This window comes from Dictyoglomus sp. NZ13-RE01, assembly GCA_002878375.1.
GTDB lineage: Bacteria > Dictyoglomota > Dictyoglomia > Dictyoglomales > Dictyoglomaceae > NZ13-RE01.
The window spans coordinates 18,505-41,545 of the sequence record NIRF01000011.1 but is presented as its reverse complement, the minus strand read 5'-3'; the positions used below and the strand labels follow the sequence as shown (position 1 = coordinate 41,545).

General features: G+C 34.5%; 18 protein-coding genes and 3 tRNA genes. 16 read left to right on the top strand and 5 right to left on the bottom strand.

Annotation, left to right across the window (positions count from 1 at the left end):
• The first annotated feature begins 66 nt into the window (after positions 1-66).
• The 10 genes from CBR30_07670 (at position 67) to CBR30_07625 (ending at position 10,995) form a co-directional block, all read left to right on the top strand.
• On the top strand, positions 67-1,446 hold the full coding sequence (locus CBR30_07670; GenBank protein ID PMQ01128.1) for a UDP-phosphate galactose phosphotransferase: 1,380 nt from the start codon (positions 67-69) through the stop codon (positions 1,444-1,446).
• A 19-nt stretch (positions 1,447-1,465) separates the two neighbouring features.
• On the top strand, positions 1,466-1,987 hold the full coding sequence (locus CBR30_07665; protein ID PMQ01127.1) for an HNH endonuclease: 522 nt from the start codon (positions 1,466-1,468) through the stop codon (positions 1,985-1,987).
• Positions 1,950-2,762 (top strand): hypothetical protein, encoded by an 813-nt coding sequence (locus CBR30_07660; GenBank protein PMQ01126.1) that lies wholly within the window; start codon positions 1,950-1,952, stop codon positions 2,760-2,762. Before CBR30_07665 ends, CBR30_07660 begins: the two co-directional genes overlap by 38 nt.
• On the top strand, positions 2,759-5,359 hold the full coding sequence (locus CBR30_07655; GenBank protein ID PMQ01125.1) for a calcium-translocating P-type ATPase, PMCA-type: 2,601 nt from the start codon (positions 2,759-2,761) through the stop codon (positions 5,357-5,359). Before CBR30_07660 ends, CBR30_07655 begins: the two co-directional genes overlap by 4 nt.
• Positions 5,343-5,729, top strand: coding sequence for a peptidoglycan-binding protein LysM (locus tag CBR30_07650; protein ID PMQ01124.1), 387 nt, complete (start codon positions 5,343-5,345; stop codon positions 5,727-5,729). Before CBR30_07655 ends, CBR30_07650 begins: the two co-directional genes overlap by 17 nt.
• Before the next feature lie 47 nt (positions 5,730-5,776).
• Positions 5,777-5,852 (top strand) — tRNA-Phe (locus CBR30_07645).
• Positions 5,853-5,943: 91 nt separating this feature from the next.
• Positions 5,944-6,020: transfer RNA gene (locus CBR30_07640), tRNA-Arg, on the top strand.
• Between the two features lie 139 nt (positions 6,021-6,159).
• Entirely contained in the window at positions 6,160-7,272 is a 1,113-nt protein-coding gene (locus CBR30_07635) for a glycerol-3-phosphate ABC transporter ATP-binding protein (GenBank protein ID PMQ01123.1), read from the top strand.
• 101 nt (positions 7,273-7,373) lie between these two features.
• A complete protein-coding gene (locus tag CBR30_07630) occupies positions 7,374-8,924 on the top strand; it encodes a glycoside hydrolase family 57 (protein PMQ01122.1) in 1,551 nt (516 codons plus the stop codon).
• A gap of 10 nt (positions 8,925-8,934) precedes the next feature.
• Positions 8,935-10,995, top strand: a complete 2,061-nt coding sequence (locus CBR30_07625) for a 4-alpha-glucanotransferase (protein PMQ01121.1) — start codon at positions 8,935-8,937, stop codon at positions 10,993-10,995.
• Positions 10,996-11,008: 13 nt separating this feature from the next.
• Here the strand turns inward: CBR30_07625 and CBR30_07620 are convergent.
• The 3 genes from CBR30_07620 to CBR30_07610 form a co-directional block, all read right to left on the bottom strand.
• A tRNA-Arg gene (locus CBR30_07620) sits at positions 11,009-11,083 on the bottom strand.
• Positions 11,074-11,850, bottom strand: coding sequence for an inositol monophosphatase (locus tag CBR30_07615; protein PMQ01120.1), 777 nt, complete (start codon positions 11,848-11,850; stop codon positions 11,074-11,076). Before CBR30_07615 ends, CBR30_07620 begins: the two co-directional genes overlap by 10 nt.
• A complete protein-coding gene (locus tag CBR30_07610; protein PMQ01140.1) occupies positions 11,847-13,727 on the bottom strand; it encodes a DUF4914 domain-containing protein in 1,881 nt (626 codons plus the stop codon). Before CBR30_07610 ends, CBR30_07615 begins: the two co-directional genes overlap by 4 nt.
• A 261-nt stretch (positions 13,728-13,988) precedes the next feature.
• Here CBR30_07610 and CBR30_07605 point away from each other — a divergent pair, with 261 nt between their 5' ends.
• The 6 genes from CBR30_07605 to CBR30_07580 all read left to right on the top strand — a co-directional run bounded on the left by CBR30_07605 (position 13,989) and on the right by CBR30_07580 (position 20,841).
• Positions 13,989-15,692 (top strand): alpha-glucan phosphorylase, encoded by a 1,704-nt coding sequence (locus CBR30_07605; GenBank protein PMQ01119.1) that lies wholly within the window; start codon positions 13,989-13,991, stop codon positions 15,690-15,692.
• 157 nt (positions 15,693-15,849) lie between these two features.
• Positions 15,850-17,046: a maltose ABC transporter substrate-binding protein MalE gene (locus CBR30_07600; protein ID PMQ01118.1), complete on the top strand. Its 1,197-nt coding sequence runs from the start codon at positions 15,850-15,852 to the stop codon at positions 17,044-17,046.
• Positions 17,047-17,098: 52 nt separating this feature from the next.
• A complete protein-coding gene (locus tag CBR30_07595; protein PMQ01117.1) occupies positions 17,099-18,619 on the top strand; it encodes a maltose ABC transporter permease MalF in 1,521 nt (506 codons plus the stop codon).
• Positions 18,616-19,461, top strand: a complete 846-nt coding sequence (locus tag CBR30_07590; GenBank protein PMQ01116.1) for a maltose ABC transporter permease — start codon at positions 18,616-18,618, stop codon at positions 19,459-19,461. The genes CBR30_07595 and CBR30_07590 overlap by 4 nt, the downstream gene beginning before the upstream one ends.
• Positions 19,462-19,516: 55 nt before the next feature.
• Complete coding sequence (locus CBR30_07585; protein ID PMQ01115.1) at positions 19,517-20,533, top strand: LacI family transcriptional regulator; 1,017 nt, start codon at positions 19,517-19,519, stop codon at positions 20,531-20,533.
• 20 nt (positions 20,534-20,553) lie between these two features.
• Positions 20,554-20,841 carry a hypothetical protein gene (locus tag CBR30_07580; GenBank protein PMQ01114.1) on the top strand — a complete coding sequence of 96 codons (288 nt, stop codon included), beginning with the start codon at positions 20,554-20,556 and terminating at the stop codon, positions 20,839-20,841.
• A gap of 4 nt (positions 20,842-20,845) precedes the next feature.
• On the opposite strand, the gene CBR30_07575 is transcribed toward CBR30_07580, so the two are convergent.
• Positions 20,846-21,898, bottom strand: a complete 1,053-nt coding sequence (locus CBR30_07575; GenBank protein ID PMQ01113.1) for a galactose-1-epimerase — start codon at positions 21,896-21,898, stop codon at positions 20,846-20,848.
• 22 nt (positions 21,899-21,920) lie between these two features.
• Positions 21,921-23,039, bottom strand: a complete 1,119-nt coding sequence (locus CBR30_07570; GenBank protein PMQ01112.1) for a hypothetical protein — start codon at positions 23,037-23,039, stop codon at positions 21,921-21,923.
• Positions 23,040-23,041: the final 2 nt, after the last annotated feature.

Here is a 23,041-nt window from a genome sequence, read left to right as displayed (position 1 = left end):
CCAAGTTTTGACATATTCATTATTTCTTTTTATAATCCAAAAGAGAAAATAAAGCAAGTTTTTATTATGGAAAGAGAAAGAAAAGAGACATTTTGGCTACTTCTCCTGATAATATTAGACTTTATAAGTCTACTACTTTCTGTCCCTTTTGCCTATTATATTAGATTCAATTTTCTTACAAAAATTCCCCAGCTCTATTTACCAGAAAGAGATTTTCCAGAATTTTTTCCATATTATTTTTATCTAACCTTTATCTTCGCTTTATTAACCATTTTTCTACTATTCGTAAATAGAGCTTACGAGTATAAACATTATCTTACATTTAAGCCTGTATTTATCTCTTCATCCTTTTCTATATTTATTCTTTCTTTTCTCTCCTTCTTTTATAGAGATTTTTCTTTTTCCCGTCTCATATTTATTCTAACTGGCTTTTCCTCTCTATTTCTCCTTTTTATAAATAGAATTTTTATATTTATCTTGAGATGGGGAATTTTTAAGCTTGATAAAAATTTAAACAAGGTTGCAGTTATAGGAGAAAATGAAATATCAAATATTCTTTTAGATTTTTGGAATAAAAATTCGTGGATAGGCTATAAGGTAGTAAAAGCTTTGCCAGATTTGTCTGGACTAAGGGATTACTTGGATAAATCTCCTGATTTGGATGAGATAGTTATAACTCAATCGGTAAAAAGTGAGGAGATATTGGAGCTTTTGGATATATCTCGTAAAAAGGGAATAATTATAAAAATAGTTCCAGAGCTTTACCTTCTTTTTGGCTCAAACATTGTTTTTGATGAAATTAGCGGAATACCAATAGTAAGAATAAAGACTTCTCGGCTTGAGGGTTGGCAAGGATATATTAAGGAGATTATGGATATTTTTATAGCTACTCTGGGTCTTGTACTCTTTTCTCCTCTTATGATTGTTATTGCCCTTTTAATAAAGTTAGACTCTGAGGGACCTATTATTTACAAACATAAGAGAGTAGGAAGATATGGGAGAGATATATATATTTGGAAGTTTAGAACCATGTATAAGGATGCAGACAAGATTTTAGAGCAATATCCTCAACTAAAGATGGAATTTGAGAAGAATTTCAAGCTGAAGAACGATCCAAGGGTAACAAAAATAGGAAGATTTTTAAGAAAATGGAGTTTGGATGAAATTCCACAATTATTCAATATTCTTAAGGGAGAGTTGAGTGTTGTAGGACCAAGACCTGTTACGAGGAAAGAGTTGGAGAAATATGGAAATTTTGCAGATGAGATTTTGAGAGTTAAACCAGGACTTACAGGACTTTGGCAGGTAAGTGGAAGGAGCGATTTAGATTATGCAAGAAGGGTGCAGTTAGATTTATACTATATCCAAAATTGGTCTTTAGCTTTGGATTTAGAAATTATTCTTAAGACAATTCCAGCGGTGATTCTTGGAAGAGGAGCCTATTAGTATGGTATAATTTTAAAATATGAAGACCTTAGAGAGCAAAGTCTTGGTTTTAAATAGCAATTATGAGCCCTTGGATGTATGTACTGTGAAGAGGGCTATATCCCTTATTATACAGAAAAAAGCGGAGGTTGTGGAGCAAAATAGTGGAATTATTGTTTCTCCGTCTACTTATTTTGTGATTCCTTCTGTGATTAGGCTCCTTTATTTTGTGAGAAGACCAAGATTAGAATTGAAACTATCAAGAAAGGGAATATTTATAAGGGATAATTATACATGTCAGTATTGTGGGAAAAAAGGTGGGGAAATGACTATTGATCATGTTATACCAAAAAGATTAGGCGGAAAATCGGTTTGGGAGAATTTAGTTTGTGCTTGTAAGGAATGTAATAAGAAAAAAGGAGATAAAACCTTGGAGGAGGCAAAAATGAAGCTTTTGAGGGAGCCTAAGCCTCCAAAGTATATTCCCTATTTTAGATTAATGAAATATTTGGAGTTAGAGGAAAATGAAGAGTGGCGTAAATATTTTTTCATGGATTCATAGTTTTGATGGCTTGTTTACAAAGTTTATGTATTCATTACTTTATATTTTTATTGCCTATTTATTATTTAAATTTCTTAACTATTTAATAAATAGGTCTTTAAAATTAGCACTGAGTAAAGATCTTCCAGAAAGTCATAGAAGAAGCATTCTCACCTTCTATAGACTCTTACAGAACTTATTAAGATATTCTTTTATAATTTCTGTTATTTTCATCATTCTTAACTTTTTTGGTCTTGATGCAAAGACTATTTTAGCAAGCTTGGGGATTGCAAGTTTTGCTGTAGCCTTTGGGGCTCAAAATCTTATAAAAGATTTTGTATCTGGCTTCTTCTTACTCTTAGAAAGAGCTATTAATGTTGGAGATTTTGTAGAGATTGGTGGGATAGAGGGGACCGTTGAGGATATAAGTATAAGGTCTACTAAGTTGAGATCTTTTGATGGAACTTTATATGTGATACCTAATGGGCAAATAAACACCATTAGAAACTATGGGGCGGATTATAATAATGCAGTTATAAAGTTGATAATACCAGCAAAACTTCCTCCAAAGAAAGGATTAGAATTAGTTAAAGAAATTTCTCAAAAATTAAGAGAAAGAGATGATAAAATTCTCGAGGATCCAAAGGTTTTAGGTATTACAGGATACGGTGGCGGAAAATATGAGGTTTTAGTAGTTATAAAAACGAAGGCTGGAGAAAGGTGGAGAATAGAAAGGGAAATGCGATTTGAATTGCTCGATGCTTTAGAAAAATTGGGGGTTATAGAACTCATATGAAAAGTTGGCATACTCTTTCCATTGAGGAAGTGGCAGAAGAGTTAAATACTGATATTGAAAAGGGACTTTCCAAAGAAGAAGTTGCAAGAAGACAAAGTTTATATGGGAAGAATACTCTTCCTGAGAAGCCTCCTGCTACTTTTTTAAAGGTTTTTCTAAGTCAGTTTAAAGAATTCCTTACAATAATTCTTCTTGTTGCAACTTTTATTTCTCTTCTATTAGGCGAAGTTAAAGATGCTATAGCCATTTTTGTCATAGTTATAATCAATGCTTTATTAGGTTCGATACAAGAATTTAAGGCTGAAAAAACCTTATCAAGCATTAAAGCTCTTACTAATCCAAGTGTGAAAGTAATTAGAGAGGGAAAGATAGAGGAAGTCTTGTTGGAAGATTTAGTACCAGGAGATATAGTGATTTTGGAGGAAGGGGAGAAAATCCCTGCAGATATAAGATTTATAGAGACAAATAACATCCAAATAGATGAATCTATTCTTACAGGAGAATCTATTGCAGTGAGAAAAGATGCAAGTTTTGTGGGAAGTGAAGATTTAGATTTAGGAGAACAGTACAATATGGGCTTTAAAGGAACTTATATAATAGCGGGAAAAGGATTAGGAATTGTTGTTGGGACTGGTGAAAACACAGCTCTTGGAAGGATAGCTAAGCTTTTATCAGAAATGAAAGAGGAACCTACTCCTCTTCAGCGAGAACTGGAAAGGTTGGGAAAACAGATATCTCTTTTAATATTATCCTTAGTTTTTATACTTTTAATAATTGGTATTGTACAAGGAAGAAATTTGCTTGAAATGTTTATGACCTCTGTAAGTTTGGCAGTTGCTGCTATCCCAGAAGGATTACCAACTGTTATTACCATACTTCTTGCCATAGGAGTTCAGGAGATGGCAAGAAGAAAAGCTGTAGTTAGAAGGCTCTCTGCTGTAGAGGCTCTTGGGGCTACTACTGTTATATGTACTGATAAAACAGGTACTTTGACAGAAAATAAAATGGAGCTTGTCAAGATAAGTACTATTGATAAATCCTATAATAAAAAGGAATTTTCAGAGAGCATTAATGATATCTTTGATATTTTAGAAATCAGTGTGCTTAGTAGTAGTGTAAGAAGGAAAGAGAAGGAATATTTAGGGGATCCTTTGGATATTGCAATTTATAGAACTGCGGAGTCCTTAGGTATATTATCTCAAGCTTTAGATGGTAAAGAAAGAATTCAGGAGATTCCCTTTGATTCTAAAAGAAAAAGAGTATGCATAATTTATAAGGATAACAAAGATAGTAAGTATATTGTAGCTTTAAAAGGAGCTCCTGAGGGTATATTAGAAAAGAGCAAGTATATTAAAATAAGAAATGAAATAATGCCAATTGATGAAGATTTGCGAAAAAAATTGACAGAGATTCAAATAAATTTAGCAAAAGATGGACTTAGGGTTTTAGCAGTAGCAAAAAGGATTCTTGATACTTTGGATGTTAATAATATTGAAGAAGATTTAATATTCTTAGGGTTTATTGCCTTCTTAGATCCATTAAGGGAAGAAGTAAAAGAAGCAATTGAACTTTGTTCTCAAGCTGGAATTAAGCCTATAATCGTTACGGGAGATTATCTATGGACTGCAAGGAAGATAGCTAAAGATTTAGGTATAGATATAGAGAATAGGAAGGCATATCAAGGGGAGGATTTAAAAGAAAAGAATATATTTGATAGGATTGATTGGGATAACGTAGCATTATTTTCTCGAGTACTTCCTGAACATAAAATGGAAATTGTTAAAAGATTGAAGGAAAAAGGAGAAATTGTGGCAATGACTGGAGATGGGGTAAATGATGCTCCAGCTTTAAAGACTGCGGATATAGGAGTAAGCATGGGAAATAGAGGAACCGAGGTAGCAAGAGAAGCATCAGATTTAGTTTTGCTTGATGATAGTTTTGCTACAATCGTAAAGGCAGTTGAGGAAGGTAGAAGGATCTTTGACAACATTAGGAAAGTAACTTACTATTTATTTTCTTGTAATATTAGTGAGGTTTTTGTTGTGGCGGTAAGTGTCTTATTGAGATTTCCTTTACCTCTAACCCCTTTGGAACTCTTATGGATAAACCTTATTACTGATGGTTTCCCTGCATTAGCGTTGGGAATGGAGCCTGCAGAAGAAGATTTAATGAAAAGAAAACCTCGTCCTATAAATGAGGGAATTCTTACAGGAAGACTATGGAGAAGAATTATAATTGATGGATTAATCATGGGATTTGGCTCTTTACTTATCTTCTATTGGGGATTAAGGACAGGTGATATCAATTTTGCAAGAACAGTTGCCTTTTCCACATTAGTTTTTTCTCAATTGTTCCAGGCTTTAGCTTTATCTATAAGGAGAGCAAAGTCAATTAAAGGACTTTTTAGTAATATGTATTTGGTTTCCGCCTTTGTTTTTTCCTTCGCCTTACAAGTGTTAATCCTCTATACTGAGGCTGGGAAAAAATTTTTTAACCTTAGTTCTCTTAGTATTAATGATTTCATATTAATTTTAATTGTCTCCATAATTCCTTTAATCAAACATCTGGGAGAGAAAATTTATGAAAAGATTTTTTAGGGAACTTATAATTTATATTTTTAGTTTCTTAATTGTTTTTTTCCTTGCAACACAGCTTTTTTCTATTGAAAAGGTTCCTAATGTAGTTGTGAAGAGAGAAGAAAGTATAGTTCCTGAAAAGAAAACAGAAATTAGTCCGCCTCCTGAAAAGCCGAAACAGGAAATTACACAAACGGAGACAGTAAAACAAAAGAGTGAATCTGAAACTTACACACAAATTGTATATGAAGTAAAAGTTGGAGATACAATTATAGGAATCGGTCAAAAATTTTCTATTAATTGGAGAGAATTGGCAAGAATTAATAATTTGAAGGACCCAAATAAGCTTTATGTAGGTCAAAAATTAATTATTCCAGTAAAAAAAGATTAAAATACTTGATATAAGAGTTTTCATTTGTTATAATTTTTTTAAAGGATGCGGACGTAGCTCAGTCGGTAGAGCGAGGGACTGAAAATCCCTGCGTCGGTGGTTCGATTCCACCCGTCCGCACCATAAATAAGAAAATTAAATTTTGGGTAATAATTACAGAATTTGAAACTAAAAATAATTCACATAGATCTTAAAAAGGTTTTTCACTTCTTAAGCGCCCGTAGCTCAGTAGGACAGAGCAGCGGTTTCCTAAACCGCGTGTCGGGGGTTCGAGTCCCTTCGGGCGCACCATTTCCGGAATACTCGCATTTACCCCATGCTTCAATATACCTATGCTTGGAGGTGATAAGTTCCAACTAATTGGTGTCTCGCATTATACTACTTTTCTGTTTTATTATAAAAGTCCAGATAAAATAAGGAGGTCTGAAAGATGGCGGATGTAAAACTTGAAGGTGTAACTAAAAAGTTTGGAGATGTAGTTGCAGTCAATAATGTAAATCTTGATATCCAAGATAAAGAGTTTATTGTTCTTGTTGGTCCATCTGGTTGTGGGAAGACCACAACTCTTAGAATGATTGCAGGCTTAGAAGAGGTTACTGAAGGTAAAATTTATATTGGCGGAAGATTGGTCAATGATGTCCCCCCAAAGGATCGCGATATTGCAATGGTATTCCAAAATTACGCTCTCTATCCCCATATGACAGTTTACGACAATATGGCTTTTGGCTTAAAGCTTAGAAAGTTCCCAAAAGACGAGATTGATAGAAGAGTTAAAGCTGCAGCAGAGATGTTAGGAATCGAAAACCTTCTTAAGAGAAAGCCAAAAGAGCTCTCTGGTGGTCAGAGACAAAGAGTAGCTCTTGGTCGTGCTATTGTAAGAGAGCCAAAAGTCTTCTTAATGGATGAGCCTCTTTCTAACTTAGACGCAAAATTGAGAGTGCAAATGAGGGCAGAATTGAAAAAATTACAAAGAAGCCTTGGAGTTACCACAATATACGTAACCCACGACCAAACCGAAGCAATGACCATGGGAGATAGAATTGTGGTGATGAAGGATGGAGTTGTACAACAGGTAGACGATCCTCTAACAGTATATGAGAAGCCCAACAATGTATTTGTAGCAGGTTTTATTGGTAGTCCTCCTATGAATTTTATAGATGCAGAATTGGATAGCAATGCAAAATTCCTGAATTTAGGAAGTATAAAGCTTGGAATTCCACAAGATATGCAAAGTTTTGTGGCAGATAAAGCCAAGAGTTATTTAGGAAAGAAAGTAATTCTTGGGGTTAGACCCGAGCATATTTATGATGTTAATCTTATAAAGACTGAGGATATTATATTAGAGGACGTTGCAGAAATGAGAATAGAAGTTTTGGAGCCAATGGGAACAGAAGTTTACCTTTATCTTGTAGAGGGACCTGTGAGTGTAGTGGCAAGAGTGGGCTCCGAAACAAAAGCAAGGATGGGAGAAAGAGTAAGAGTAATGTTTGATTTAAGAAAGATGCATCTCTTTGATCCAGTAACTCAGATGGCTATAATCTAAAATTGAATGAGAAGATTAAGGAAAAATCAAATTAGAAGAAGGGGGAAGAAAAGCCCCCTTCTTCTGTTTATATATCAAAAATTTCTTTTGGAGGGAATCCAATGGTAAACATGTATTTTAATTTAGTTCTTCACTCTCATCTGCCATATGTTAAGAAAGCTGGAAGATGGCCCTTTGGAGAAGAATGGTTTTTTGAAGCAATGTTAGAGACTTATATTCCTCTCTCAATGGTATTTTATAACCTTAAAAACAAAGGAGTTGATTTTCATATTACATTGGGGGTTACGCCTGTACTTGCAGAGCAATTATATGATCCTTACATGATATATGAAACAGAAAAGTATATTGAGGAGAGGATATTATTAGCAGAAGAAGATTATGAAAATTTTAAGAAAGAGGGAAGAAAAGAAGCGGATTTATCAAGATTCTACATAGAATTTTATAAAAACATATTAAAAAACTTTAGGGAAAAATTCTCCAGGAATTTATTAAAATTTTGGGGAGACTTACAAAGAGAGGGCAACTTAGAGATAATTACAAGTTCTGCCACCCATGCTTATCTGCCACTATTAAGAAGACCTTCATCAATTTATGCACAGATTTTTACTGGAAAGGAAGCTTACAAAAGACATTTTAAGACAGAACCTAAAGGTATTTGGTTACCAGAGTGTGCATACAAACCTGGATTAGAGAAGTTCCTTGAGGAATTAGGTTTGAAATATTTCTTCGTAGATACACACTCTATTTTAGGGGGAGAAGCACTGAGCTATCCTGACTTTAAGAAGGTTGATATTGGAAGATCCATACTAAAACCATATTATGTAGCAGATAGTAATGTGGTAGTGTTTGGTAGGCATGAAAGAACAAGTATGCAAGTTTGGTCTGCAGAATGGGGATATCCTGGGGATGGGGTCTATAGAGAGTTCCATAAGAAGGCAGAAAAGTCAGGCATACAGTATTGGAGAATTGTATCAAAGAGTATAGATTTAGGTAAAAAGGAGCTTTACGAGCCCGAGGTGGCAAGAAATAGAGCCTTAGAACATGCAAAACATTTTGTTGGTTTATTGGAGGAAGAAGGAAAGGAAAATGAAGGTATAATAACTGCAATGTATGATACGGAACTTTTTGGGCATTGGTGGTTTGAAGGGATCATTTTCTTGGAGAAGGTATTTGAGCTTATAAACGAGAGCAAAATTGTAAAAAGTATTTCTCCAAGCAAATATTTAGAATTATACTCTCCTAAGGAGAAGATAAATATACCAGAATCTTCTTGGGGTAGAGGAGGAAAGCACGAGGTTTGGTTAAATAAAGATACGGAAGGATTGTGGGAAAAAATATATGAGGTAGAGGAGAAAATGGAAGAAATAGCCATGATAGATGCAAATTCTTTATGGGAGGAGAAAGTTTTAAAGCAGATGGCAAGAGAGAAACTTCTCTTAGAAAGTAGTGACTGGCCTTTTCTAATAACTACTGGACAAGCAAGAGATTATGGATATAATAGATTCTATCAACATCTTGATCATTTTAATAAGCTTTTAGGGCTTTTAAAAATTAAAGAGCCTAAAGTCGAAGAATTTTCTATATTGAAAAGTTTAGAGGAAAAAGATTCTTTATTCCCTTATATAGATTACAGGATTTTTAGAAGGAGGTAGTAAGTTATCAATGAGTAAAAAGGCTTATTTTGCCATTGGACTACATAATCATCAACCTGTAGGAAATTTTGATTTTGTAATGGAACGAGCTTATAACTTATGTTATAAACCCTTAATTGACTTTTTTATTAACAATCCCGATTTTATTTTCAGTATGCATTTTTCAGGTTATTTGTTCCTTTGGCTTGAAAAGAACCATCCAGAATATATTTCCTCTTTAAAAACTCTTGCAAATAGGGGACAGATTGAGTTCTTATCTGGAGGTTTTTATGAGCCCATTTTGTCAATTATTCCCAATGAGGATAAGATTCTCCAAATAAATAAAATGAATAAATATATTTGGAATAAGTTTGGTCAAAAACCGAGAGGTCTTTGGATGGCGGAAAGGGTATGGGAGCCTCATTTAGTTAAATATTTGTCTATGGCAGAAATAGAATATATAGTATTGGATGATGCCCATTTTCTATCCACAGGTTTGTTCCCTGAGAATTTGTTTGGTTATTATATAATGGAGGAGCAAGGATACACATTAAAAGTTTTCCCCATTAATATGAAGCTCAGATATCTTATACCCTTTCACTATCCCGATGAGATTATAAATTATATAAAAAACGCTACCTCTACAAGTGAAGATAAATTGGCTATTTATTTTGATGATGGGGAGAAATTTGGGCTTTGGCCCGATACATATAAAACAGTCTATGAGGATCGATGGCTGGATAATTTTTGGCAGGCTTTGAAGGAAAATTCAAAAGAAATAGGTCTTGTCCATTATGGAGATTATATAAATAAGTTTCCCCCTCTTGGAAGGATTTATCTTCCTACCGCCTCTTACAGGGAGATGATGGAATGGGTTTTATTCCCAGAAGCTCAAAAAGTATTGGAAGAACTAACAAATGAGGTTAAAGAGCAAGGCAAGTGGGATAAGTATTCTCCCTTTATCAGGGGAGGATTTTTCAGGAACTTTTTATCAAAGTATGATGAATCAAATCACATGCATAAAAGGATGTTATATGTAAGAAATAAGATTAAGAATATAGAAGATAATGAGAAAAGAGAATTGGCAATAGAAGAAATTTTGATGGCTCAAGCTAATGATGCTTATTGGCATGGAATCTTTGGTGGGCTTTATCTTCCTCATCTAAGATCTGCCATTTACTCCCATATTATTAAAGCGGAAAGTTTTATAGATTCTGATGAGATTTCTATTAAAAATATTGATTTTGATTGTGATGGAAGGGAAGAGATAATTTTGGAATCAAAATATTTTAATTTGTATTTTGCTCCTAATTTAGGGGGAGGGGTTTTAGAGTGGGATTACAAACCTGCCTCTTTTAATTTGACCGATACACTTACAAGAAGGAAAGAAGCATATCATGATAAGTTATTCCATATAAAAGATGAAGAGGGTAAAGGAAAGACGATTCATGAGCGTTGGGCAGTGAAGGAAGAAGGTTTAGAAAATCTACTCTTTTACGATAGTCATAGGAGAATTTCCTTCAAAGAATACTTTTTCGATACTGTACCTTCTATTATTTCTTTTTGGCATGGGAAGGAGAAGCCTTTATTTACATCCCTGGATGTACCTTTTACATGGAATATTGATAAAAATAAAGATTATGCAGTTTTAACTTTTAGTGGAGAAAAGGATGGAATAAAATTAGTTAAGAGCTTTATAGTTGATAACAATAAAAAGGACTTGGAAGTATTTTATTCTTTAGAAAATAATGCTTCTCAGAGTAGAGAATTTGTATTTGCATGGGAGATAGTATTAAACTTTTTAGCAGGAGAACATGAGGATTACTACTTCCAAGTGGATGGAGAAAAGTATTTGTTGAGGACGGTAGGAGAAAAGGAAATAGATTTTTGGCAAATAAAGACTCCCATATTAAATTTGGACTGTAGTTTAGATAGAAAGACCCTTTGGTATAGATATCCAGTGGAGACGGTTTCTCTTTCAGAGGAAGGTTTTGAAAGGGTATACCAAGGAAGCTCTCTTATTCATTTGTATAATGTTTATCTAAGCCCCAATGAAAAGTTTGTTGTAAGAGTGAAATTTACTGTCTATTAATCTTTGTAAGGTTTGGTGCGCCTGAGAGGATTTGAACCTCTATCCTCAGCTCCGGAGGCTGATGCTCTGTCCATTGAGCTACAGGCGCACCCTATTTATTATATTCCTAACTTCCTCATGTATTAAACCATTTGTTGCTATGATACTTGTCTTTTCCTGAATTATTTTCTTTCCTTGATAGTCAGTAACTTTTCCCCCTGCTTCCTCTACAAGAATTATTCCGCCTGCAATATCCCATAAATTTAGCTCTTTACACCAATATCCATCCAACCTTCCAGAGGCTATATATGCAAGTTCTAAGGCAGAAGATCCTGCTCTTCTTATACTTTGGCATCTTTTTGAAAAATCTATAAATGGCTGAAAATTTTCGTCATCTAAGGTGAGGTGATATGGAAGTCCAAAAGCAAGTAAAGCATTACTTATTTTGTCTACTGAAGACACATAAATTTTTTCAAAATTTAGATGGGCTCCTTCTTTCCTATAAGCAGAAAAGAATTCATCTCTTAAAGGATCATATACTACACCTAAAATTATTTCATCCTTCTTTATTAAGGCAATGCTTATAGAGAAAAAGGGGAAATTATGAATATAATTTATTGTCCCATCTAAAGGATCTATAATCCACTTATAATCAGAACCTTTATCGATGAATCCTGATTCTTCTGTTAAAATTGTGTATCCTGGAAAGTATTTCTCTAACCCTTCAATTAATTTTTCCTCCGATAGTTTATCTATTTTTGTTACTGGATTAGATGTACTTTTGAATCTCACCTCTTTTTCTTCGTAGAAATAATTAAGAAGAATCTTTCCAGCTTCTTTAACAATTTTTTCTATAACCTTTATTTCTTCTCTCATCTTCTTGGTGGTATCAAATTTATGTAATCTTCTAATGTACCATCATCTAAACAACACTCGATTATTTGCTTACCAAGAGGATCAAGATCCAAAGAGATGAATTTTTTAAGCTCGTTTTTAAAGAAGTTCTTTAGTATCTCTGCCCCTTTGTCATATGCTTCTATCCCTACTTCAGGTTGTTGATCAACTTGTAAAAAGGCTTTTGGAATGTAATGTCCTTCAACCTTTACAACTTCCAGGGCAAAGCCAAGAAGAGCACAACGAGCAGGCTTTAACTGTTCTGGTCTAAGTCTTGCACTTCCTCTTTTTGCCAAATATTCCCTAACTATCCATTGAGGCATGAATCCAACCTTATAAGCACCTATATGTTGATTGGGAACAAGTATGTATTGGGTATTTCTATATTCTAATATTTGCTCAAGTAGTAAATTTGCTTGTTTTACCATTTTCCCTGTAGCAAAGGGCCAGTATGAGCCTACCCCTTCACTACTCATAGCGTCAGTATCAGTTATGCTGGGATTTGCATAACCTCGTGGACTTACAAGCCTCCATAGCCAAGCTAAGGCAGGAGGAAGAACATGGAATAGCCCAACTATTCCATAAGAAGGTTTCTCTTTTGTACATGGCGGAGTTCTTAATCCAAAGCTTCTTACATCTACTTCTACAGGCTCGTTTACAATGTTTGATATGAATCTACGAGGAATGATGACCCTTGGATTTGGACATGGTTTTCCAGGCTCGTCCATGATGTGTTCCCATATCAATGCAGTTGCGCCTGGATGTGCCTCTAAATTTAGAAAGATCAAAGGCTCCGGTGGATGAATACAGAGCCTCTCTAACTGTGGGTCTGTTCCATATTGTGTTATATTATCCAATCTTACGAACCATCCTTGTTCTGCATCCTTTACTACCATTTTACCTCTTCCCGTTTGTAATTTAGGATGGCAAAGGGCAATATCATCTGTTACTGGGTGGATTTCACAAGATTCCTGTATCTCAATATAATATTTTTCTCCTGTAACAATATTTGTTCCTAATAGGACTCTATTGTCTTTTTCTCTGTGCATTTGTTGGGTCATTTCACTTTTTCCACCACCACTTGCTCCTTCATGCATTATGACAAGAACATTATCGTAAGGAGTAATTATCTTTACTGTAGAAGCATGGGCACTGACCCAACCTTCGATCTCTCCTATGGTAATGAGAAAACCATATACACCCTTTTTAGCACTGGGTCCTGGATATAAATTATAAGAGAAAATCTCATGGAGACCGTTTATTCTATTATGAACAACAATCTGTTTACCATCAAAATGGGTATGTCTAAAGGGGGGTGCAAGGTAAATTATAGCTATTGGTTTAAAACCTGGCCTTAGCTTACTTCTTGGTATAAAACCTTGGATATCAGCAAGTCCACCAGCAAAAAATGCTGCATTTAATGGGGATATCAAGAGTGCTTCATAGCCTAAATCTTCCCCTCCTGCCATAAAAGGCATTACTATTAAGTCCTGTTCTTTTAACCAGTCAAAGGTTTTCTGGCGTAATACATCAAAATCTTCCCCAAATCTCTCTTTAAAGGTTGGCTTATCAGTATCTCCCTCATCTCCTATAACCATGCTATCAGGGTCTCTTCTTCTCATATAAACATCTGGATAGTTTACTACTATACCGTTCTTACAACGGGTAACCGTTGCTTCAACTACTTCTCCTTTACCTGGAACAAAATATTTAACCTCATAATAAAGGTTGTCTTTCCAACCAGTAGCGAGATCAAAAAACTCTTCCCTTTTTTCAGGTATAAAGATACTTTTACAAGAATGCAGAATTTCCTCAACTTCTTTTGGTACTATAAAATATTCTATCTCCTCCTTCACCATTTTCCCTCTCTCCTTTCCACCCGTTATAAAAAAGACCAACATTCACTATCTTCTTGGGAAAATGAATGTTGGTCGCCGTTGATCACATCAAATAATAAGTTTATCATAATAGCTATAAAATTTCAAATGATACTAACATGTGTTAATATTAAGAGAAGTAAGTAATTTGTTTTTCTCATGCTTATTATACAAATTTGCATTTTGGAAAAAGTTGCTATATTATTAAAGGAGTTTTTATATTTTAGTGCATAGGAGGTTTATATGGATATTTGGGAGATTTTAAAGAAGGAACAAGTAATAGCATATTTTTCAATGGAGATAGCATTAATATCAGAGATACCCACATACAGTGGGGGATTAGGAGTGCTTGCAGGAGACACAGTAAGGACTGCAGCGGACCTAAATATACCCTTTGTAGCAGTCACATTGATAAGCAGGAAGGGATACTTTAAACAAATTATAGAGGAAGATGGCACTCAAAAGGAACTACCATATGAATGGAATCCAGAGCAATATTTAACTTCCTTGCCCATTCAGGTATCAGTGAAGATAGAAGGAAGAGATGTATATATCAAACCATGGGTATATTATTGGAAGTCGTATACAGGCTCAATTGTTCCAGTTATCTTTTTAGATACGAACCTACAAGAAAATAGTTTAGAAGACAGGACAATAACCGACTATCTATATGGGGGAGATGCAAGTTACAGACTAAAACAAGAGATAGTATTAGGAATAGGAGGGGTAAGAGTTTTAGAGGCATTAGGATTAACTATAAGAAAATATCACATAAATGAAGGGCATTCAGCCCTACTCACATTGGAGCTACTGAATAAGACAAACGGAAGACCTTTGGAAGAGAGAGTAGAGGTGGTAAAAGATCTTTGTGTATTCACTACTCACACACCAGTAGAGGCAGGGCATGACAGATTTCCATACGAATTAGTCAAAAAAATATTAGGCGACTATATCTCCTTTGAGCTTTTACAAAAGTTTGGAGGAGAGAAAGAATTAAATATGACACTACTTGCCCTAAACCTATCAGGATATGTAAATGGGGTAGCGAAGAGGCATCAAGAAGTATCCTCCCAAATGTTCCCAGGTAGGGTGATACATGCCATAACGAACGGAGTTCACTCATTCACATGGACCTCAGCAGGATTTAGGAAGCTATACGACGAATACATACCAGGTTGGGCAACTGAGCCAGAGTTATTAGCGAGGGTAGAGGTAATACCAAATGAAAAGATATGGGAAGCGCACATGCAGGCGAAGAGGGATTTAATCTCATACATATACGATCAGACAGGTGTAAAGTTTGAGGAGAATGTACTTACATTAGGGTTTGCAAGGAGAGCTACAGCCTATAAAAGACCACACTTATTATTTACTGACATAAATAGATTAAAGAAGGTAAAGAGAAAAGGACCGATACAGATAGTATATGCAGGGAAAGCTCATCCAAAGGATGAGGAGGGGAAGAGATTAATAAAAGAGATATATGGATACATGAAAGAATTAAAAGACGAAATAAAGATAGTATACTTGCAGGATTACAATTTAGATATGGCTAAGAAGATAGTAGCTGGTGTAGATGTATGGTTAAATACCCCTCAAAGACCCTTAGAGGCGTCTGGGACAAGTGGAATGAAAGCAGCTCACAATGGAGTGATAAACTTCAGTGTACTTGATGGATGGTGGATAGAGGGGCACATAGAAGGGGTAACAGGATGGTCAATAGGACCATCTCCAAGTGAAGAGAGAAGTATTGAGAATCACATTCAAGAAGAGATAGATGATTTATATAACAAGTTGGAGTACATTATAATACCTATGTATTACAAAAATCCAGACCAATGGATACAGATAATGAAGAATTCCATAGGGAATATAGCATCCTATTTTAATACCCATAGAATGATGAAAAGATATATTACCGATGCCTATTTCAAGAAATTTATTTAGATAAAATAAATTTTTATTGACACTAATTAATGAAAAATGGTAAACTTATCGTGTAATTAACGCGAGTTAATTAAATGGAAATGGAGGTGAGAAATTTTAAAAATATATTTATGAACCTGAACCTTTTGAGAAAAATAAATCTAAAGGAGGGTTTAAAATGAAAAGATTTCTTGTTTTGTTAGTGTTTGCTTTATTAGTTGTTTTTTCATTAACTCCTGCAGCGGTTCCTGGTAAAATTACTATTTGGACATCTGAGGCACAAGTAAATCAAATTAGAGAATTTGTGAAAGGTTTTACAGAAAAGTATGGCATTCCTGTGGAAGTAAGTGAGGTTGGTTTTGGAGATATTAAACCAAAGTTTATTACAGCAGCACCTACAGGGGAAGCACCAGATATAATAGTTGGAGCTCATGACTGGGTAGGAGAATTGGTTGCTAATGGATTATTACTACCTATTGACTTTTTACCTAAAAATGTTCTTGATCAGTTCACACCAGTTACTCTTCAAGCAATGTCTTATAAAGGGAAATTATACGGAATTCCATATTCTATGGAAGCTGTTGCTTTAATTTATAATAAAGACTTAGTTCCAAATCCACCTACTACTTACGAAGCATTGGTAAGTATTGCAAAAAGATTAACTAAAGGAAATCAATATGGATTTTTATATGATTATAACAATTTCTATTTCAGTTTTCCTTTCTTCTCTGCTCTTGGTGGGTATGTATTTAAAGAGACACCATCAGGTTTGGATCCAACAGATATTGGTTTAGCAAATGAAGGAGCAATAAAGGGAGTAGAGAAGTTAGTAAATCTCTTTAAAGAAGGGATTCTTAAGCAAGGAGTAGATTATCAAACTACTACAAGCTTGTTCTCAGAAGGAAAATTAGGAATGATGATTAATGGTCCATGGGAGATAGATAATATCAAGAGGGCTAAAATTAATTACGGAGTAGCAAAATTACCAAAAATTGATGGAAAACCTATGAGACCTTTTGTAGGTGTTCAGGGATTTATGATTAATGCCCGCACTCCAAATCTTGCAATTGTAAAGACATTTGCAGTAGAGGTTTTGGCTACAAAGGAGTTAGAGTTGAAGATTTTTGAAAAGGACCCAAGAATATTAGCAAGAAAAGATGCTTATAAAGTAGTTTCCTCAAATCCAGATATTAAAGCCTTTGGTGCCAGCGCTGCTGATGGTATTCCCATGCCAAATATACCAGAAATGGGACCTGTGTGGAGCTTTATGGGTGATGCTTTAACTCTTATCACTACAGGGAAAAAGGCTCCAGATGTGGCTCTTAAAGATGCAGTAGCCCAAATAAAGGATGCTATTGCTAAAGCAAAGAAATAAAAATATAAAGGGGGGATTATATCCCCCCTTCTCTCACCAGGAGGAGTAAATTATGCGTTATCTATGGAGAAATATTTTTGTTTTTTTATATGCTTCTCTGATAGCAGGGGTTGGAATATTTTTTAGCTATATCCTTTCTTCTATAGCTGGCTTTATCTTTGGACTTGTTACATTTCTAATAACTTTGTTTTTTGTTTTCCTAATTATTCATCCTAAATTCAATGCATGGAAATATATTGTTCCTGCTTTCATGTTAATGGTTATATTCATGATTTATCCAATAATATATACTATCAGAATTGCTTTTACAAATTATGGAACAGGTCATATCCTGACAAAAGAACAAGTAGTAGAACAGTTGGAAAAAGAAACTTTTACCCCTGCAGATTCAAAAAATTATATTTATGAAGTGTATGTAAACAAAAAAGGAGAGATAAAACTTCTATTCCAAGATGAAGAAGAAAACGTATACATAGTAAAGGATAATAAGTTAATTTCTTTGGGAGTTAAAAATTTCCCTAATGAGATTGATGGATTCACTAAAATTCCTTCTGATAAGAAATTTTCCAAACTCTCTGAAGTCCAAAAATTAGAGTATCATTTGGAAAATGGTATAGTTCTTAAGATGAGTGATCTCTTACACTTTTCTACCCTTCGACAGAGGTATAAATATATACCTGAAGAAGATGCATTGTATGATTACATGAATAATGAGAAATTGGTTGCTAAAAATGGATTTTTTGTAAGATCAAATGGTGAGGAACTTCTTCCTGGATTTGTAGAAGATGTTGGATGGGAGAACTTCAAAAGACTTATTAAGGATGAAAGGGTATCAAAACCCTTCTTTAGAGTATTTTCTTGGACTGTAATTTGGGCAGGAGTAACTACTCTTCTTAATTTTGCTGTAGGGTTAGGTCTTGCCTTACTTATGAGTGATAAAAATTTAAGATTCAAGAGCCTTTATAGAACTCTTCTAATAGTTCCTTGGGCTATTCCCGCTTTTATCTCCCTTTTAATATGGGTAGGTCTACTAAATCAGGAAGTAGGAGTAGTCAATAGAATATTAAATAGTATAATTGGAGTAAAAATTCCTTGGTTTTTAGATACTTTTTGGGCAAGGGTAGCTTTGTTTATTGTTAATCTTTGGCTTGGATTTCCATACATGATGACTGTATGTCTTGGAGCATTACAGAGTATTCCTGACGAGCTTTATGAGGCATCAAAAGTTGATGGGGCAACTCCTCGACAGCAATTTTGGAATATAACTCTTCCTCTATTGTTAACTGCTATTGGTCCTCTGCTTGTAGGTTCTTTCTCCTTTAACTTCAATAATTTTAATGTAATATACCTTTTAACTGCAGGAAGACCACCCATGGCAGATGTTTCTACAGTAGCAGGGACTACAGATATTCTTATATCTTATACTTATAAGCTTGCCTTTGAAGGAGGAAGAGGGCAAGATTATGGCTTAGCAGCTACTATATCAATCATCGTATTCTTAATAATAGCTACTATAAGCGTGTTTAACTTTTGGATCTCCGGTATGTTAAAGCGAGAGGTGAGATTTGAATGAAAAATCAAAGTTTTATAAAACAGTTTCCAAAACATATAATTATCTGGATATTCTTGGTTTTTACTTTTTTCCCTGTGGCGTGGACTATTTCTGCCTCTTTTAGAGCAGGGGGAGGATTAGTGGGGCAGAGACTTATTCCTGAACAACCCACTCTTTATCATTATCAGAGATTAACAGAAATTGGCTTTTTTACATGGATAAAAAATTCTGTTATTGTATCTACGTCCACATCTATTCTGAATGTGTTTTTTGTCTCTTTAGCAGCCTACGCCTTTTCCAGATTTAGATTTTGGGGAAAGAATTATAGTCTTATGACTTTGCTGATTTTGCAGATGTTTCCTGCAATAATGGGAATGGTAGCAGTATATCTTTTGCTTTACCATGTTGGAAAATATATACCTTTTTTGGGGCTTAATACCTTATCGGGACTTGTAATGGTGTATTTAGGTGGTGGAATCCCATACAATATCTGGCTTATTAAGGGATACTTTGATACCATTCCTGACTCTTTGGAGGAATCTGCATTAATTGATGGTGCAACAAGATTCCAAACTTATTATAAAATAGTTCTTCCTCTTGCACGCCCCATATTGGCAGTAGTAGCTATAACAACTTTTATTGGAACATACTCAGATTTTATTTTAGCAAACATTCTCTTAAAAGATCCTGCAAAATATACCTTTGCAGTTGGTCTTAGAAACTTTGTTGCTGGTATGTATGATGTAAGGTGGGGAGATTTTGCAGCTGCATCTATAGTTGGAGGGCTTCCCATAGTAATTGTATTTTTGGCTCTACAAAATTTAATAGTTTCGGGACTTACACGTGGAGCAGTAAAAGAATAAAGGTCCCCTGATGGTCCCTCAGGGGACCTTAGGTTTGTCTTAAGAAGGAGGAGGTATTTTGAAAAAAAAGAAAACTCCAACAAGCTGGGATGTAGCAAAATTAGCGGGTGTTTCTCGCTCTACAGTTTCCTTTGTTTTGAATAATACTCCTGGAATAAAAATAAGCGAGGAAACGAGAAGAAGGGTATTAGAAGCAGTTAAAATTCTTGATTATCAACCTAATGCCGTTGCCAGAAGTCTTGCAAAGCAGAAGACTGAGGTAATTGCCTTTTTTGTATTAGATATTGTAAACCCTGTTTTTCCTCTCATGGCCCGAGGGGTAGAAGATGTTGCAAGACATAATGGTTATGCTCTAATTTTATGTAATACTGATGGAAAGTCTTTAAGGGAAATGAAATATCTTAACATTATGTTGGAAAGAAGAGTGGATGGAATAATTACTGCTGCTCTTTCTAATGAAGAGGTAAGTAAGGTTGCAAAGAGGAAGAAACTTCCATTAGTAATATTGGAACATCCACGACTTTCAGACCATGATGTGGTTTATGTAGATAATATTGAAGGAAGCTACAATGCTGTAAAATATTTGATTGAATTAGGGCATAAAAGAATTGCTCACATTACCATAAACCCTAATAGTATAATAGTTAAAGAAAGATATGAAGGATATAAAAAAGCCTTGGAAGAGGCAAATATAAAGTTTGATGAAAGATTAGTTAAGATTTTCTTCGATAAGGTTGATGAGGATCAAGCAGTAGAAGAATTGATGAGTTTAGAGGATCCTCCTACTGCAATTTTCACATTTAGTGATTTTATGGCTATACAAACCATGAAAGCCCTTTTAAGAAGAGGATACAAAATACCTGATGATGTTTCTATCATAGGCTTTGATAATACTTTGGCAGAATTGACTAATCCTCCTCTAACTACAGTGGCACAACCTTTTTATGAAATGGGAGTAAAGGCTTGTGAAATTCTAATTGAGAGATTGAAAAATCCAGATATGCCTGTTCAACATATTAAGCTTCCTACTAAGCTTATTATAAGAGAGTCTACAGCAGTCTGTTCCAAATAAATATAAGGAGGAGGTTTGATATGAGTAGGTTTTTGGTAGTATTTTTGATTGGGGTTCTTTTTGCTGTTATATTTTCCATACAAAATAATCAAAGTATTACTATATACTTTGGACCTTGGCAATATTCTGCTCCAGTATCTCTAATTATTTTAATCTCTTTCTCCTTAGGTTTTCTTCTAACTTTATTAACTTATATCCCTACATACTTTAAGAATAGATCCCTAATAAATCGACAGCAAAAAAGGATTAAGGAGCTTGAGGAAGAAATTTCCCATTTAAAACAAGAATCTCAGAAGTCTTCCTCATAATTTGTTAATCTTCTATGGAAAATTTATAAATAGTAGTGGATATGTAGGTTTCTCCTGGCCTTAGTATGGTAGATGGAAAGTTTTCATGATTAGGAGAGTCTGGAAAGTGTTGGGTTTCTAAACATAGACCATAATGTTTACTGTAAAATTTTCCTGCTTTTCCTCTTATATTTAAATAATTACCCGTATATAGTTGTAATCCTGGTTCAGTTGTGTATACCTCCATAATTCGTCCTGATGTTTTTTCTTTTAAGGTTGCTACTAACTTCATCTCTCCATTTTTCTTGTTTAATACAAAGTTGTGATCATATCCTTGAGGTAGCCCTTCTCTTATCTTTTTGGGTTTTGTAAAGTCTAAGGGGGTATCTTTTACAGGTAAGATTTTTCCTGTAGGGATTAAATATTCGTCCACTTCTGTAAAATTATCTGCATCAATCCATAACTCATGATCCAAAATATCTCTGGTAGCATCCCCGCTCAGATTAAAGTAGGAATGATTAGTTAAGTTAATGATAGTGGGTTTATCTGTAGTTGCAAGGTAATCTATTCTTAGTTCGTTGCTTTTTGTTAATGTGTAGGTGACTGTAACCTCCAAGTTTCCAGGATATCCTTCTTCTCCATCATGACTTAGATATCTTAGTCTAAGGGATGGACCATAAGGAGTTTTTATAGGAACTGCTTTAAAAACTACCCTATGGAAGCCCTTGACTCCTCCATGAAGATGATGTTTCCCTCTATCATTTATGGCAAGTTGGTACTTTATACCGTCTATATAAAAACTCCCATAAGCTATTCTATTTCCATATCTTCCAATTATAGAACCAAAGAATGGATTATCAGGACTTTCATATTCTCCTAAGGTGTCAAAGCCTAAAACAATATCCTGAAAATTGCCATTTTTATCAGGTACCCACAACTCTGTGATAGCCCCACCATATGTTATCACTTTCATCATTAGACCATTTGAGTTTACAAGAATATATTGATCTATTGGAATGCCTTCCTTTGTAAAGCCGTAAAACGATTTCTCCATTTCACCCATATATTCATTCTTCATAAAATCACCTCCAAATAGTTAATTATAGGAAAAGTCTTTTTAAGTCTATTGCTTGTTGGGGACAAAGTTCATGGCAACAAAAACAGGATATACATTCTTTATAATTTATTTTCATCTTGCCGTTTTCCAAGTAAATAGCTTTTTGGGGACAACTTTCCATACATATTTTACACTTTATACATTTCTCGTCATTTATAACAGGGGATACTTTTAATATTTTTTCTATGAGAGGAGCAATGAGTTTTGTTGGAAAAGAAGGAAGTTTTAAGGTAATTCCATAGTAATTTTTACCCCTTTTTACATTTCTTCCATAAATTTCTTCCCATGTTGCTCCAATAAGTTCTATTTTATCAAACTCGTAATTTCCCAATCCCTTTTCTTTTGCTAATACTGTGGTCTTAACATCTTGGGGTTTATAGCCCAAAATCCAGCCTGCGACAGTATCAACAGCTACAGGATCATCTCCTACTATAATTTTTCCAAATTTTTTAGGTTCTCCTGCAGAGGGACCATCGCCTTCCATTCCTATAATTGCATCCACTATGTTTAATGCAGGCTTTACAAAGTTGAAAAGGTCTACCAAAAGTTCTGAAAAGTCCTTTGCGTTGGGAAAAGTGGTGTGCATTTTGGTTTTGTTAAATCCAGGAATAGTTCCAAATATATTCTTTATAGCGCATGTCATTAATGTTAACTGGTGGGTTTTTAATTTAGGTAAGTTTATTATATAATCTACTTCTTTCACTATTTTAGTTACTGGAATTTTGACATTGTTCTTTGTAGTGAATTCAATAACTCCTTCGGTAGAAAAGTTTACAAGCCTTGCTCCAGTTTTTTCTGCAACCTTTTTCATTCCAGTTATTTCATAAAGTCCCTGTACTGTAGATCTATTATTTCCCGGACTATCCCCAATTAGTAATTCTTTTGCCCCTTTATCAATTAGAGTTTCTACAATAGATTCTATTATAATTGGGTGTGTTGTAATAGCTCTATTTGGAGGAGCAGGCATCAATAAATTGGGTTTAAGAAGGACCTTTTTATTTTTGAAATTGAGGTTAAAGCTTTCAATTGCTACGTTTAATTTCTCTTTAATAAGGCTCTTATCGTACTCTTCTATTGGTAAAACAAATACTTTTGAGCTCATTT